General features: G+C 67.7%; 13 protein-coding genes. 4 read left to right on the top strand and 9 right to left on the bottom strand.

The window, feature by feature from the left end:
* Positions 1 to 5: 5 nt before the first annotated feature.
* Positions 6 to 485, top strand: coding sequence for a MarR family winged helix-turn-helix transcriptional regulator (locus tag FHX47_RS06800; RefSeq protein ID WP_343064330.1), 480 nt, complete (start codon positions 6 to 8; stop codon positions 483 to 485).
* Here FHX47_RS06800 and FHX47_RS06795 read toward each other — a convergent pair.
* The 6 genes from FHX47_RS06795 to FHX47_RS06770 all read right to left on the bottom strand — a co-directional run bounded on the left by FHX47_RS06795 (position 482) and on the right by FHX47_RS06770 (position 7,148).
* A complete protein-coding gene (locus tag FHX47_RS06795; protein WP_183358175.1) occupies positions 482 to 1,720 on the bottom strand; it encodes a cation:proton antiporter domain-containing protein in 1,239 nt (412 codons plus the stop codon). The two genes, FHX47_RS06800 and FHX47_RS06795, sit on opposite strands and share 4 nt — an antisense overlap.
* 9 nt (positions 1,721 to 1,729) lie before the next feature.
* Positions 1,730 to 2,845 (bottom strand): variant leucine-rich repeat-containing protein, encoded by a 1,116-nt coding sequence (locus FHX47_RS06790; protein WP_183358174.1) that lies wholly within the window; start codon positions 2,843 to 2,845, stop codon positions 1,730 to 1,732.
* 143 nt (positions 2,846 to 2,988) lie between these two features.
* Positions 2,989 to 3,615 (bottom strand): pyridoxal 5'-phosphate synthase glutaminase subunit PdxT, encoded by a 627-nt coding sequence (gene pdxT, locus FHX47_RS06785; RefSeq protein ID WP_183358173.1) that lies wholly within the window; start codon positions 3,613 to 3,615, stop codon positions 2,989 to 2,991.
* Positions 3,612 to 4,538 (bottom strand): pyridoxal 5'-phosphate synthase lyase subunit PdxS, encoded by a 927-nt coding sequence (gene pdxS, locus FHX47_RS06780; protein WP_343064329.1) that lies wholly within the window; start codon positions 4,536 to 4,538, stop codon positions 3,612 to 3,614. Before pdxS ends, pdxT begins: the two co-directional genes overlap by 4 nt.
* A 123-nt stretch (positions 4,539 to 4,661) precedes the next feature.
* Positions 4,662 to 5,465 (bottom strand): PspA/IM30 family protein, encoded by an 804-nt coding sequence (locus FHX47_RS06775; protein ID WP_183358172.1) that lies wholly within the window; start codon positions 5,463 to 5,465, stop codon positions 4,662 to 4,664.
* A gap of 123 nt (positions 5,466 to 5,588) precedes the next feature.
* Positions 5,589 to 7,148, bottom strand: coding sequence for a coiled-coil domain-containing protein (locus FHX47_RS06770; RefSeq protein ID WP_183358171.1), 1,560 nt, complete (start codon positions 7,146 to 7,148; stop codon positions 5,589 to 5,591).
* A gap of 85 nt (positions 7,149 to 7,233) precedes the next feature.
* On the opposite strand from FHX47_RS06770, the gene FHX47_RS06765 reads away from it, so the two are divergent.
* Positions 7,234 to 8,892: a S1C family serine protease gene (locus FHX47_RS06765; RefSeq protein ID WP_183358170.1), complete on the top strand. Its 1,659-nt coding sequence runs from the start codon at positions 7,234 to 7,236 to the stop codon at positions 8,890 to 8,892.
* 13 nt (positions 8,893 to 8,905) lie between these two features.
* On the top strand, positions 8,906 to 9,685 hold the full coding sequence (locus FHX47_RS06760; RefSeq protein ID WP_183358169.1) for a PIG-L deacetylase family protein: 780 nt from the start codon (positions 8,906 to 8,908) through the stop codon (positions 9,683 to 9,685).
* A 78-nt stretch (positions 9,686 to 9,763) separates the two neighbouring features.
* Here the strand turns inward: FHX47_RS06760 and FHX47_RS06755 are convergent, their stop codons facing one another.
* The 3 genes from FHX47_RS06755 to FHX47_RS06745 all read right to left on the bottom strand — a co-directional run bounded on the left by FHX47_RS06755 (position 9,764) and on the right by FHX47_RS06745 (position 13,026).
* On the bottom strand, positions 9,764 to 11,353 hold the full coding sequence (locus FHX47_RS06755) for an anti-sigma factor domain-containing protein (RefSeq protein WP_183358168.1): 1,590 nt from the start codon (positions 11,351 to 11,353) through the stop codon (positions 9,764 to 9,766).
* A gap of 114 nt (positions 11,354 to 11,467) precedes the next feature.
* The gene (locus FHX47_RS06750) at positions 11,468 to 11,941 is read right to left on the bottom strand and encodes a tRNA (cytidine(34)-2'-O)-methyltransferase (protein ID WP_183358167.1); all 474 of its coding nucleotides are present in this window, start codon (positions 11,939 to 11,941) and stop codon (positions 11,468 to 11,470) included.
* A gap of 47 nt (positions 11,942 to 11,988) precedes the next feature.
* Positions 11,989 to 13,026 carry a J domain-containing protein gene (locus FHX47_RS06745; protein WP_183358166.1) on the bottom strand — a complete coding sequence of 346 codons (1,038 nt, stop codon included), beginning with the start codon at positions 13,024 to 13,026 and terminating at the stop codon, positions 11,989 to 11,991.
* A 41-nt stretch (positions 13,027 to 13,067) separates the two neighbouring features.
* On the opposite strand from FHX47_RS06745, the gene FHX47_RS06740 reads away from it, so the two are divergent.
* Positions 13,068 to 14,258 carry a cysteine desulfurase family protein gene (locus tag FHX47_RS06740; protein WP_183358165.1) on the top strand — a complete coding sequence of 397 codons (1,191 nt, stop codon included), beginning with the start codon at positions 13,068 to 13,070 and terminating at the stop codon, positions 14,256 to 14,258.

Here is a 14,258-nt window from a genome sequence, read left to right as displayed (position 1 = left end):
TCGCAGTGACCTATAGAACGCAGCAACCAGAGCTCTCCGACCAGCTTCACGCCGTCAACCGAAGGCTGCGCCGGGGGTGGATGGACCAATTGACCCCGTTCGATCTCAGTCCGCACCAATACCGGGCGCTGGCGGCCCTGGCGCGTTCGACGATGCACAACGGCGCGGAAGCCGGCGAGCATCCGGAAGGTATGCGGCTCAGCGAGATCGCTGACCGCCTGCGCATCGCCCCTCGATCAGCCACTGAAGTCATTGACCTGCTGGAGGCCAAACATCTGGTGCGCCGCGATCCGGACCCTGCAGATCGACGGGCCACCCGGGTCAACGTCACCGAGCAGGGCCAGCGGCTCTTCGGGCTCATTCGCAGCGAACGGCTCAAACAGGCCGAGGACTTCTTCGCGGTGCTCGGTGCAGCCGACCGAGCGGAGCTTTCCCGATTGCTGGAGCTGCTGATTGAGGCCCATCCCCGCAGCTCACCGGCTTAAGGGGTTCCTGAGGTCTTCCCCCGGCGCTCATGGAGCTTCAGCCAGCGACTCAGCGGTGCAGTGGAAGCCCCATGGATTAGCACAGAGGCGGTGATCGCCACAGTGGCCCAGACAAAGAGGTCCTGGTTGCCGGTGTGGTCCTGGGCCACCATGGTGTAGTACAGCGCGGAGATCCCGATGGGGCCGAACCAGCTGAGGAACAGCGTCTCAGACCGATCGTGCAGCGGCTTCAGCAGCGGGCGCAGCACCCACAGTGCGACCAGCCGCCGGGCGAACACTGCCACCACGATCACTGCGGCCACGACCCACCCCTCCTGGGCCCACCTCCCCAGGGGCAGCGCGGCGCCCAGCAGCACGAACACCGGAAGCAGCAGGAGCTGATTCACCGCGTCATCGATCTTGTCCTCCTCATCCTCGTCCCGCTGCGGGATCACCTGGCCGAACACCGCCGAGCCCAGGAATACGGCCAAGAGCCCCTCAGTGTTCAACAGGGTTGCTGAGCCCAGCAGAAAGAGGCTGAACGGCACGAGGAAGACCAGGTAGGACGACTCATCCATCAGCCCCCGCTTCTTCACGTGGATGAACAGGTGGCCCATCAGGAACCCAAGAATCATGCCGAAGACCGAACCGCCGATCACTTCCCACAGCAGAACGGCCGCGAAATCACCGCCAGCGGTGGCCGGGCTGGTCAGCAACAGCACCATCGGCATCACGAATAAGTGGCCCAGTCCGTCATTGATGCCGCTCTCCGCTGAGAGGTTGTGCCGCAGCCGTTGGGGAATTCGCTCCTCGGCGACTGGTCCGGTGACGATCGGTGTGGTGACCACAGGGTCAGTAGGGGTGATGATTGCGGCGAAGAGCAGCGCCACCAGCAGCGGCACCTGCAGGCCTGCCCAGAGCACCCCGGCAGCTGCTAGGAGCATGGCGGCCATGCCCAGTCCGATGATGACGGCAACCCAGCGGATATTGCGCCGCCAGTACCCGTGGGGAAGCCGCAGCGCGATCCCGGCAAGACTCATCGCCAGGGTGATGCGCGCGGCCTGCTCCAGCAGGGTGCTGGGCGGCAGCCCGAAATCTTCCAACCGGATCAGATCCAGGGCAAAGGGGCCGACCAGTACACCAAAGGCCAGGCATATGGTCGGCCCCGGCAGCGACAGGCGCTGAAGCAGGACGGAGAACAGGCAGAAGACGATGACGACGCTGGTGACCAGCGTCAGCACGACGTTGATGTCCACCGTGACCCCTCAGTAGTCGTAGAGCTCGTAGTACTCACGGGCCAATTGGAACCCGTTGCCCGTTTGTTGGGACCAGCATTCGAAGTGTGTCTGTGTGGCCTCACAAGCGAAGTTGCCGTTGCCGGTGACCTGACCATAGTTCAGCTCTTGGCCCTGCGAGCCGATGCTTTCATCGCAGGCCGTTTCGGCCGCACCCTCCGCGCCGATTCGTACCGTCACCGCCTCGTCACAGCCGGAGGGGGTGTCAAAGAAGTGCTCACCGATGGTGCAGAGGGTCTGATCGTCGCTGAGCGTGCAGTGGATATTGCCGCTGGGCGCAGAGAAGGCGGTGATGTCCAGGGCGTCATCTGGTGCCGGACGGGCCTGTGCGTCCTCGTCCGTGTCCTCCTCGTCGCCGGTGTCCTCGGTGGGGGAGGCAGAGTCGTCGGGGGAGGCTGCCCCGCCCTGCTGCTCATCTTCCGGGGAGACCTCTTCCTGCTGCTCAGCGCCGGGAGCGGCGTCGTCATTATTGGCCAAAGGGTTGCCGAAGAGCAGGAAATAGCTGGCGATCAGTGCGGCTGCGGTGATCAGTGCCAGCACGAACACGATGACGCACCCTGCCCCGCCTCGGCGACGACGCGGCTCGGTGTCAGGTTCGGCGGAGACCGCAGGCGTGTAGGCGTAACCCGGCGGCGGATACCCGGGGTGGGGCTGATGGGCGTAGACCGGCGGCTGGGTATAGTCCTGCCCGCTGTGCGCACTCGCTGCCGGGGCACCGTAGACCTGCTGGTCGAAGTCTGAGGGCTCCGGCGGCGCAGCGTGCCCCGGTGTGCTGGGGGGCTGCTGAACGGCACCGAATTCTTGGGTCTGCTCTTGGGCAGACCCGGCCGCTCCGGGACCTTCATCAGTCAGCGGCCGAGTCTGGCCGTCCTCACCCCTGCGGGCCAGTGCCGCATCCACCTCAGGGTCGCCCAGGCGGCCCAACCACTCCAACAGCTGCGGGTAGGCATTCGGGTTCTCTGCGATCACCGGCCGCAGCTCAGGACGGGCTGCGCAGAGCTGATGCAGCTCAGCCTGCGATGTGCTGGGGTCCGCGGCTCTGGATGCGGGGTCCGATTCGCCCCCACGCTGGGCATCTTGGCTCATGGGTCTCCTGGTTGCTGTGGCGCACGCCGGGAAAATTGCCCGACCACAGACATCATGCCAAAGGGGAGCAGAGCACGCATTAGTGTGCAGGCAATGCCCAGGGACTGCTCATGCATTTTTGAGGGAGGGGCGAGACCAGGACCCTATGGGCTGAGCGCCGGACGCCGGCGGCTTCGGCGGGACTCCGCGATCTCAGCAAAGAGCCGATGAAGGCCGGTGTCCTCGGTCAGCTCCGGGTGGAAGCTGGTGGCCACCAGGTTGCCCTGGCACACAGCGGCGGCAGTTCCCCGAGCCTCAGCAAGGACCTCGACGTCGTCACTGAGAACCTGCTCAATGATCGGAGCCCGGATGAACACCGCCGTCATCGGGGCCTCAAGACCACGGACTTCCAGCTGCTCCTCAAAGGAATCCAGCTGGGCGCCGTAGGCGTTGCGCCGGACTGCGACGTCCAGCCCTCCGATCCGGTCGAACCCCTGCAGGCCAGCTTCGTCTGCGACGTCATTGGCCAGGAGGATCAGCCCAGCGCAGGTGCCGAAGACGGCCATGCCTTGCTCGTGGTGCTCCCGGATGGCAGGCATGAGATTCGTGGAAGCCGCCAGTCGTGCCATGGCAGTGGATTCGCCGCCAGGAACGACCAGCCCGTCCAAGTTCTCCAGCTCAGCGGGGCGACGCACCAGGCGGGTCGTGGCCCCGACGGCGTGCAGAGCGCGTTGGTGCTCAGCCACGGCCCCCTGAAGGGCCAGGACGCCGATCACCGGGGCGGGGTTCACCAGCCGCGTTCAGCCAGCCGGTGCGGAGCCGGAAGGTCTGCCACGTTGAGGCCGACCATCGCTTCTCCCAGACCACGAGAGACCTCGGTGATGACCGCAGGGTCGTCGTAGTGTGTGGTGGCCTTCACGATTGCTGCGGCACGTTCCTGTGGGTTGCCCGACTTGAAGATGCCGGAGCCGACGAACACCCCGTCTGCGCCAAGCTGCATCATCATGGCCGCATCGGCTGGTGTGGCCACACCGCCGGCCACAAACAGCACCACCGGCAGACGACCGTCGGCGGCGACCTGCTTCACCAGGTCGTAGGGGGCCTGCAGCTCCTTGGCAGCGACGAAGAGCTCATCCTCGCTCATGGCGGTGAGGTTCGCGATCTCCGAGTTGATGGTGCGGATGTGCTTCATCGCCTCGGAGACGTCTCCGGTGCCGGCCTCACCCTTGGAACGGATCATGGATGCGCCCTCGGTGATCCGGCGCAGGGCCTCACCCAAGTTGGTGGCACCGCAGACGAAGGGCACGGTGAACTTTGACTTGTTGATGTGGTGGACGTAGTCAGCGGGGGAGAGGACCTCGGACTCATCGATGTAGTCCACCTGCAGGTGCTGCAGCATCTGGGCCTCCACGAAGTGGCCGATGCGGGCTTTGGCCATCACCGGCACCGAGACGGTGTCGATGATGCCGGTGATCAGCTCCGGATCAGACATCCGGGCCAGTCCGCCGGTGGCGCGGATATCTGCGGGCACCCGCTCCAGGGCCATCACAGCCACTGCACCGGCGTCCTCGGCGATCTTCGCCTGCTCAGGGGTGACCACGTCCATGATGACGCCGCCCTTGAGCATCTGTGCCAGGCCCGTGTTGACTGAGCCGGCACTGGTCTGGGCTGCCGAATCAGTGGCGTTGCCGTTGGTCGTTGAGTCAGCGGTCACGAGATTTCTCCTACAGACATGCAAATGGGGAGTGAACTGTCAGTCCACTCCCCATTACATCAGAGTCCCGCCGGATTGGCGCTATTGAGACTGCCGGGTTCGCCCTGGGAATACGCCGGGACGTCAGGCCCTGCCCTGCTCAGTGTCCAACGAGGCCAGATCGTCTTCGGTGACACCGGTGCCTGAGGTGCCGGCGCCGATTTCGGCGGGGGAGGAGTCCCCACCCTTCAGCGCCGCCAGGCGCGCATCGATCTCGGCCTGCTCACCGAGATCCTCCAGCTGCTCGAACTGCGAATCCAGGCTGGAGGCGGCCAGTTCGTTCTGCCCACGCACCCGCGCCTCTTCGCGGCGGATCTTTTCCTCGAACCGGCCCACCTCGGAGGTGGGGTCCATGATGTCGATGGACTGCACCGCGTCGTGCACCTGCGACTGGGCGTGAGCGGCCTTGGAACGGGCCACCAGCTCGTCGCGCTTGGAGATCAGCTGCTGGCGCTTGGTCTTCATCTGCTCCAGGCCGGTGCGCAGCTGCTCCACCACGTCGCGCTGGGACTGGATGGCCGGCTCGGCGTTCTTCGCCGAACCCTCTGCGTCCATCTGCCGCTGGATCGCCACCTTAGCCAGGTTGTCGAACTTCGCTGCGTTCTGGTCGTTGTCGTCGGCGCGGAAGTCATCGGACTTCTTCGAGGCGGCCAGGGCCTTCTGCCCCCAGGAGCGGGCGGTGTCCAGGTCCTCTTTGTAGTCGTCCTCCATCATGCGCAGGTTGCCGATGGTCTGGGCGACAGCTTCCTCAGCTTCACGGATGTTGTCGGTGAAGTCGCGAACCATCTGGTCCAGCATCTTCTCCGGGTCCTCTGCACGGTCCAGCATGGCGTTCACGTTGGCGCGGACCAATTGGGACATCCGTCCGAAAATGGACTGCTTATTCACATTGATCACCTTTCCTCGAAGGGCGTCGGGCTGCTTCTGTTGCTCACGTATCGATACTATCTGCCATGCCCGCGGCGGCATCAGCCCCGGGGATGAATTTTCTGTGCCGCCGGCATGACGCGCTCACCACCGGCGGCGTCTGCTGGCCCGGGCGGCCATCCGCATCCCCATGCCCAAAGCAGAACGACGACGGCCGTAGCCGTAGCCGCGCTGCTGCGGCACCCCGGTGCCATATCCAAGCCCGCCGAACCCGCCGAATCCTCCGCCGGTGCCGTAGCCCCCACCCAGGGAGCCGCGGTGCCCCGCCCCGCCGCCCATGGTCTGCATGCCTGCGGTGGCGGCCTCACGCTCAGCGATCTGAGCGGCCTGAACGGCCAGCCCCTTGGCCTGCTGCGCCAGCTCCACTGCCCGCGAGGGCTGGGAGGAGCCGGTTGACTCTGCCTCGGTCAGGCACCGCTGCGCCTCCGCCATCCGGGTCCGGGCCGTGGAGGAGACCCCGTAGCGGCGTGAGCGCAGGTAGTCCAAGGAGGACTGCACCTGGTTGCGGGCGGTCAGCAGCTCATGATCAAGCATCTGCCGCGCCCGCCGGTCCTGGGCCTGGCGGTCGCGCACTGCGTTCAGCGGCGTGTCCAGTTCACGGTGAGCCAATTCCAACGCGTGCAGCAGCTCCAACGGGTCGATGCGCTCCTGGGACTGCAGGGCGCGCTCAGTGCGGGCCACAGTGGTTTCGGCGGCAGCGATCGGCCCGGCAAGCTCAGGAGCCTGACCGGCATCGTAGGTGGCCTTCGCCTGAGCGATGTCCTGATGGGTCTGAGCCACACCGATGTCCAAGTTCCGCCGGGCGGTCGCCAATCGTTCCTGGGTCTGTTCCATGGATTCGATGAGGCTGCGCGCATCGGAGGCCGCCTGCTCGCCGGAATGGATCGCCAGCACCGCCTCTGCCGTATCGCCGGAGGCTGTGGCCGCCGCAGCCTCTGACTGGGCCGACTGGGCCGACTGCAGCACCTGGTTGGACTGCTCGAGGTTGTCTCGGTACTGGTGGAGGGCGTCGTCGCTGTACTGGGTGCGCAGCTGTTGGAGAGCTGATTCGCAGTCTGCACGGCGCGGGGTGAGCGCATCGAGCTGCTGCTGCAGCTCCTCCACGGCTGGCTGCGGATTGCGCTCCAGGTCACGCAGGCCGTCGAACTCCTCCTGGTGGGACTGCAGGGTCTCGTTGACCTTCTCCGCGGAGCCGATGATCTGCTTCAGCAGGTGCCGGGCCTGGGCGTCGTCCTCCTCGTCCACGGCGTCAGCCTGCTGCTGCAGCCGGAAGGACTCACTCAGGTGCGCTTTGGCGGAGGCGAGATCCTCCTCGAAGGTGGCGACCTTCTCATCGCCGTAGGAGGCGGAGGCGAACAGCAGCTCCTGCTCACTGGACTGCACGGCGTTGTCGGCGGCGACCAGCAGCTCACCGGCCTTCAGACGCAGCTCCTCCGTGCTGTGCTCATCAAGCGGGTCGCGTTCGCCCTGCTCGACCTGGCCCCGCTGCCGGGAGGCGGCGAAGCGTTTGGAGCGTTTGTTTCCGCCGGAGAGATAGACTGCTCCCACGCCGATCAGAGCGAGCACCGCCGCGCCGATGATCAGCGGGCCCACGATGATTGCGCCGGTCACCGTCGGGATTGTCAGGAGAGTCTCTGGCACCATGTGTAGGAGTCTATAAGGCGTGTATGTCATGGTCTATTAGCTGACCGACACCACCCAGACCGCAGAGTAGGAGCAGCAGCTGCGCATGTCACAGGATCCGAAAGACCCCTCCCAGTCGCCGGACGGTCACGACGACGGGGCGAACCGGCCCAGCCCCAACGGCGGTGACGAACCGACCCAGCGGCTGCCTGAGAACCCCGAAGAATCAGGCCAGCAGGGCCCCCGTCCGGACCCGTCCTCGGCCGCTGACCAGGGTTCGACGCCGCCTCCTGCGCCGCACTCCGATTCTGCTGCGCAGTCCGATCCTGCCCCGCACTTCGGCCAGGGGGTCTATGCGGAACGACCCGCGCACCCGGAGCAGCAGGCACCGGCTAATGCTAATGCGGCAGGGCAGACTCCCGGCTGGGGCGCTCAGCAGCCCGGGTCCTGGGACCAGTCGGCAGCGGCGGCACCGGCGCCGAAGAAGAAGCGTCGCGGCATCGGTGTCGGAGCGTTCGCGCTGGGCATATTTTTGGCCGCGCTGCTCGGCGGCGGCGTCGCGGTGCTGGGCGGCCAGGCGCTCCTGGACGACCCGGCCCCTCAGGTCGGCGAGTCCGGACCCGGCATCGAGATCAACGACCCGGAGGATGCCTCCCAGATCACTGCGGCGGCCGACCAGGCCTCTTCCTCGGTGGTCACCCTCGCAGTCGGCGGCCAGGGCGGCTCCGGCTCCGGATCCGGCATCATTCTGGACAACGAGGGACACGTGCTCACCAACACTCATGTGGTGACCCTGGGCGGCTCCGCGGCCGACCCCGAGATCCAGGTCCAGCTCAACGACGGCCGGGTCACCACTGCCGAGATCGTCGGCACCGACCCGCTCAGCGATCTCGCCGTCATCCAGCTGGAGGACACGGAGAATCTCACCCCCGCCGAACTCGGCTCCTCCGGCGACCTCAACGTGGGGGATCAGACCATCGCCATCGGCGCCCCGCTGAGCCTGGCCGGAACGGTCACCACGGGAATCGTCTCCACCCTGGACCGCACCATCCAAGTGGCCTCGGCCGCGGTGGAGCCCGACGAAACTGAACCGACCCCCGAGCTGTTCGAGGACCTGGAGTCGCAGGATCAGGAGCAGAGCCCCGACGGCGAGGGAGGCTTCGAGTTCTTCTTCCCCGACCAGGAGCAGTCGCCCAGCCAGGGCAGCATCTATCTCAACGTCATCCAGACGGACGCGGCCATCAACCAGGGCAACTCCGGCGGTGCCCTGGTGGACGCTGAGGGCCGGGTCATCGGAGTCAACGTCGCCATTGCCTCCACCGGAGGCGGAGGCATGCAGGGCGGAGGCGGCGCCGGCAGCATCGGGGTGGGCTTCTCCATCCCCATCGACTATGCCGAGCGCATTGCCAACGACCTGATTGAGAACGGCGAGACCTCACACGGGCTGCTGGGCGTCCAAGTGCTGCCAGCACACCCCGATGCGGAGGTGAACCAGCAGATGCTCGACGCCGCAGAGGGCGACCAGCTGCCGCCGATGGGCTTTCCCGCCGGCGGGCTGGTCACCGCAGTCTCTGAGCAGTCTCCTGCCTCCGAGGCAGGCATCCAGGAGGGCGATGTCATCGAGGCAGTCGAGGGCCGCCAGATCCAGGACGGCACCTCGCTGACCGCCACAGTGCGTGAGTACGCCGATGGGGAGACCATCACCCTGACCGTGCTGCGTGACGGGGAGCGCCAGGACATCGACGTCACCCTCGCATCGCTGTAGGAGGGATCCGCTGATGACTGCCGCTGATGCTGGGGTGCAGGGCCTCATCGACCCGGATGAGCTGGTGCGGCGCCTGGGGCTGCGGCGGGTGGTGGCCTTCGCCGCCCACCCCGACGACGTCGACTTCGGCGCCTCAGCCACGCTGGCTGCGCTGACCGACCGCGGGGTTGAAGCGACCCTCTGCCTGCTCACCGCCGGTGACGCCGGAGGGTTCGACGCCGAACGCTCCCCGCAGGAGACTGCCCGGCTGCGAGAGAAGGAGCAGCAGGAGGCCGCCGCCGTCGTCGGGTTTCAGCGGGTCATCCAGCTCAACGAGCCTGACGGGTTCCTACGGCCCACTGACGAGCTGATCGGAAAAATTGTGGAGGTGATGCGCGCCCAGCGCCCCGATGCGGTGTTCAGCATGCACCCCGAACGGTCCTGGGACCGGCTGCAGAAGTCCCATCCGGACCATCTGGCCTGCGGCGAGGCCGTGGTGCGCGCCTGCTACCCGGCGGTGGAGAACCCCTTCGCCTATCCGGAGCTGGCGGCGGCTGGGCTTGAGGCCTTCAAGATCCGCCACCTGCTGATGATGGGTGCACCCCGGCACTTGGCGCAGACCAAAGTCGACGTCGCCGGGTACCAGGACCGCAAGATCGCCGCGCTGAACCGGCACTTCAGCCAACACCGCGACGCCGAGGCCATGGTGAAGTTCGTCACCGACGGTTTGGCCCAGGCGCACGGTGCCGGCGGCAGCGCCGAAGAGTTCCACCACGTGGTGGTCAACAGCGAAGCGACGATCTCCGGCTTCTGAGCCCGTTCACGCGAGCCCGTTCAGGTGAGCCCCGTCCACCGCCGACGGTGGTCCGGTGCGGGGGAGTCCGGCTGGCTTCTAGCGCAGCTGGAACTCGGCGACCGTGTCCCCCTGGGGCCGCTCCAGGCCGCGGATCGACTCCACTGTGATCATCAGCGTGCGGTACTGCGCCAGCCGCTGGACCTGCAGGTTCTCGCTCTGCAGCTCCTCGGCGGTGAAGTTGCCCACCGATGAGGGGGAGCCGGTGCCCGTGGGCAGCAGCCAGACCTGGTAGGTGGCGCCCTCGTCCAGTTCGGGCACATCGTTGAACTCCACATAGCCGAGGTCCTCCTCCTGGGAGAACACTGCATCGACCTGGCCGCCGTCGGCCATCTCGTACCCCTGGACCAGGTGCGCCTGCGGGTCAGCTTCTGCGACCGCCTCAATGTCGCGCGGAACGGAGACCTGCCAGATGACCAGTCCGCCCACCAGCAGCACCAGCAGGAACCCGGCGATGAACATCCAGCGCTTGAGCACCGGTCTGCGGCGGGGCTCCTCGCCGGTGTGGTTGGAGAACTCCTCCACCAGCCCGACGCCGACCTCCTGGTCGCCGACGCTGTGCAGCACCTCGTCGAGCAGGTGACTGGGCGGCGGCACCGGATCGGCGGCGAAGATCTCGGAGAGGGTGCGCCGGGCGGCCAGCACGCGGGTCTCCCACTGCTGGGCCTCGCCGGGCTCGGCGGTCAGCGCCCGCTCATCCAGCAGGGCGCGCTCCCGGTCATCGAGTCCGTCCAGGGCATAGAGCTCGGCCAGCTCCACCAGCAGGCCCTTGTCCAGATCGGCGGCGATCGCATTGGTGAAGTTGCGGTTGACCGCACCGGAGCGCGCCACATCCTCACGGGTCACCGCCGCACGCAGAATCGGGTCGGAGTCGGCCCGGCGCTCGCTGCGCTGTGCATGCATCCGGGTCATCGCATCCCGCAGCCGGGACTTGACGCTGGGCACGGCGGCCCCGACCCGCTCAGCCACCTGCTGGTGGGTCAGGCCGGCCAAATAGGTCAGCGCCACCGACTGCGCCTGCGAGTCCGACAGCGCCAGCAGATCCTCCAGGACCTCCTCGGGCAGGCCGGCGACCCCGCCCTGGTCCTGGGGCACCGGGTCCAGCGGGATCGGTGTGGCAATGCCCTCACGGAAGCGCTCCACGAAGATCCGGTGAGTCAGCGGGACCAGCCACTCCAGAACCAGCTCATACTCATTGGGCCGGTAGGTGTCAGTCTCCGCGGCAGATTCGGCGTCGTTGAATCCGGCATACTCATGGGTCAGAGTGACCGAGGTCTGGCTCTGCAGCCGCAGGTCGCGGGCTCGGGCGTCGGCCTGATCCCACAGATGCTGGTAGACAGCCACCGTGGCGGTGCGGGCTCCGTCAGCATCGGCGTGGACCAGCAGGGCCAGGCCGTAGACGACGTCGGCCGTGGACTCGAAGAACGCAGAGAACGACGCCGTTTCCCCGCGTGCGGTGCCGGCCAGCAGGTCCGCCAGACTCGGCTCCTCCTGGGCAAAGTCCTGCTCAACTGTCTCGCCGTCGGGCCCAGTGTCACGGTGCCCGGCGTCGTCGTGCCCGGCCGGATCCTGCTGCGGGTCGGCAGGGGAACTCGCCCAGCGGGGGTCGTCCCCTGGCGTCTGGCTCATTGTGCTCTCGCTTCCCGCCCCATGCATCGGGCTGCGTCGGGTCCCCGGCTCACTCTGTGGGTGATTCTAGTCAGCTCCGCTGAGCACTGCGGTGACCAACACCCGAACCCGGGATCAGTCGGCGCCGGCGAACCCGCGCTGCCGCCACGCCTCATAGACGGCCACAGTGACCGAATTGGCCAGGTTGAGGCTGCGCAGCCCCGGCAGCATCGGGATCCGGACGCGGGCGGAGACGCGCTGGTCATGGGCGACATGGTGGTCCAGGCCGGTGGATTCGCGGCCGAAGAGCAGCACGTCGGAGTCGCGGTAGGCAATGTCGGTGTGGGCGGTGTCGCCGCCGCCGGTGAACGCGAAGATCCGCTGCGGCGCCAAGTGTGCGTAGGCCGCCTCCAAATCGGCGTGCTCGGTCATCACCGCCAGGTCGTGGTAGTCCAGACCGGCGCGCTTGAGCCGGGCGTCGGAGAAGTCGAAGAGCGTGGGCCCAGCGATGTGCAGCTCGAAGCCGACCACGGCGGCCAGCCGGATCAGGTTGCCGGTGTTGCCGGGGATCTCGGGCTGATCAAGGAGCACACGCAGCGGAAGAGCCATAGGTGCCAGCCTAGCGGGGGCAGCCCAGCGGAGGCAGCCGGTGGGCGTCAGTCGGTGTCGGGGGTGACCAGCTGGTCCCGCAGCGCGGCCATCAGGCGGCGGTCCACCAGGTTGGCCCGGTCTGCGGATCCCAGCACATTGGCGATGTGTCCGATGGCTCGCCCGGCAGCCGCCGGAGCCGAGCCGTGCCGCCCCGGGCCCAGGGACTCCACCACCGGGTGGAACAGGTCGCCGTCGGCAGCCAGCAGCACGTGCTGGTAGTCCAGGCTCAGCGACGGGTCCTGGCCGTAGGCGGACTGCAGCCGGGCGGTGAGCACGTGGCGCAGCCGCTTGGCGTGTGCCGACAGGTCGTCCAGTGCGATGCTGCGTCCCGCGGCCCGCAGGCTGCGCCCGTTCCAGGACGCGGTGTGGGCGGGGATCTCCAGGGAGCTGACCAGCATCAGCGTATGGCCGCACAGCAGCACATGGTCCACCCGTTCGGCATTCTTCGGCGGCCGGCGTCGTCCCTTCTTGTCCGTGGTGAGAGCGGTGACGTAGACGTCGTTGAACAGCCGGGCGGCCGAGAGGTCGCTGAGCACGTGCTTCTCCAGGATTTCGGCGCTGCGCCGGTGCCGCCGCGCCACTCTGCCGCCGCCGAAGAGTCCCCGGGTGGGGAAGTGGCCGTGGACCCGCTGGCTGGTCAGCGGCAGGCGCAGCGGTTCGGGCTCCGAGAGCGGCGGTTCATAGACCGGGTCCCGGTCGGCGCTGGCCGAGCGGGCCGGGGATCCGCGACGAGTGCGGGCATCGGCCCGCTCACGCCCGCTGCGAGCCGCACTGGTGCGCGAGTAGGTGAAGCCTGCGCCCTCTTCGGTCGGTGCCGGTGAGTCTGCCGAGGCGGCCGAGGTGCCCCGCCTGCGATCATAGTCAGCCCGGGACTGCGGGGACCCCAGCACCTCCCAGGCTTCCTGGATGCGGTGGAACTGTGCGGCAGAGCCGCCGCGGTCAGGGTGGTGCTCACGGGCGGCGCGCCGATAGGCGGCACGGACGGCCTGCTCATCAGCGTCGGGGTCCAGGCCCAGCACGGCGTAGAAGTCCTGCTCTCTCATCAGGTGCCTACCTTACCGCTGCCGCGTAGAATCGGCTGACGATGACCCGCTACTTCGATCACGCCTCCACCACACCGGTGAAGCCGACTGCTGTCTCAGTGCTCACTGAGCTGATGCCGCAGCTGGCCAACCCCTCCTCGCTGCACGGCTCCGGACGCCGGGCCCGGCTGGCGGTGGACTCTGCCCGGGAGCAGCTGGCCGCCGCAGTCGGCGCCCACTCCTCGGAGGTGATCTTCACCTCAGGCGGCACCGAGGCGGACAACCTGGCCCTGAAGGGACTCTGGTGGCAGCGCCGCGCCGAGGACCCACGACGACGCCGGGTGCTGCTGACCGGCATCGAGCACCACGCCGTGCTGGACACTGCCGAATGGTTGGAGGCCCACGAGGGCGCCGAACTGGTGATGATCGACGTCGACGCTGAGGGAGTAGTCGACGTCGCAGCGTTCGAAGCGCTGCTGGCCGAAGACCCGGAGACGATCGCGCTGGCCACCGTGATGTGGGCCAACAGCGAGGTCGGCACCGTCCAGCCCATCGCCGAGCTGGCGCGGCTGTGCGCCGAGCAGGCAGTTCCCTTCCACACCGATGCGGTGCAGGCCTTCGGCGCGGTTCCGGTGAGCTTCACCGATTCGGCCGCCACCACGATGGCCATCAGCGGCCACAAGATCGGCGCTCCGGTGGGCATCGGTGCGCTGCTGGTGCGCCGCGACGCCAAGCTCACCCCGGTGCTGCACGGAGGAGGCCAGGAGCGCGACATCCGCTCCGGCACCCTGGACGCACCAGGTATCTGCGCATTCGCCGCCGTGGCACAGGAGGTGGTCGCCGAGCGCGAACAGGAGGCGGTGCGGCTGGCCGGCCTGCGCAACCAGCTGCTGGAGGCCGTCGTCGGGCTCGATGGGGTCACCCTGCGCGGCGTCGATCCGCGCAGCGCTCCAGAGCGACGGCTGCCCAATAACCTGCACATCACCGTCGACGACGCCGAGGGGGATTCGCTGCTGTTCATGCTGGATATGGCCGGCTTCGACACGGCCACCGGCTCGGCCTGCACCGCCGGGGTGCCGCGACCTTCGCATGTGCTGCTGGCGATGGGTCTCAGCGAGTCCCAAGCCCGCGGCGCCCAGCGCTTCACACTGGGGTGGACCACCACGGCGGAGGACGTCGCCGCGCTCGCCGATGCCCTGCCCGGCATCGTTGCGCAGTCGCGCAGCGCAGGCCTGGCCGCCAGCCGCCGCTGA

The organism is Garicola koreensis, from assembly GCF_014195445.1.
In the GTDB taxonomy this organism is placed as follows: Bacteria; Actinomycetota; Actinomycetes; order Actinomycetales; family Micrococcaceae; genus Nesterenkonia; species Nesterenkonia koreensis.
This window is presented reverse-complemented; position numbering and strand designations above follow the sequence as displayed.

Coding starts and splice junctions, on each gene's coding strand:
- FHX47_RS06790 (WP_183358174.1), bottom strand. CDS start 2,845: ATGAGCCAAGATGCCCAGCGTGGGGGCGAATCGGACCCCGCATCCAGA.
- FHX47_RS06770 (WP_183358171.1), bottom strand. CDS start 7,148: ATGGTGCCAGAGACTCTCCTGACAATCCCGACGGTGACCGGCGCAATC.
- FHX47_RS06765 (WP_183358170.1), top strand. CDS start 7,234: ATGTCACAGGATCCGAAAGACCCCTCCCAGTCGCCGGACGGTCACGAC.
- FHX47_RS06760 (WP_183358169.1), top strand. CDS start 8,906: ATGACTGCCGCTGATGCTGGGGTGCAGGGCCTCATCGACCCGGATGAG.
- FHX47_RS06755 (WP_183358168.1), bottom strand. CDS start 11,353: ATGAGCCAGACGCCAGGGGACGACCCCCGCTGGGCGAGTTCCCCTGCC.
- FHX47_RS06750 (WP_183358167.1), bottom strand. CDS start 11,941: ATGGCTCTTCCGCTGCGTGTGCTCCTTGATCAGCCCGAGATCCCCGGC.
- FHX47_RS06745 (WP_183358166.1), bottom strand. CDS start 13,026: ATGAGAGAGCAGGACTTCTACGCCGTGCTGGGCCTGGACCCCGACGCT.
- FHX47_RS06740 (WP_183358165.1), top strand. CDS start 13,068: ATGACCCGCTACTTCGATCACGCCTCCACCACACCGGTGAAGCCGACT.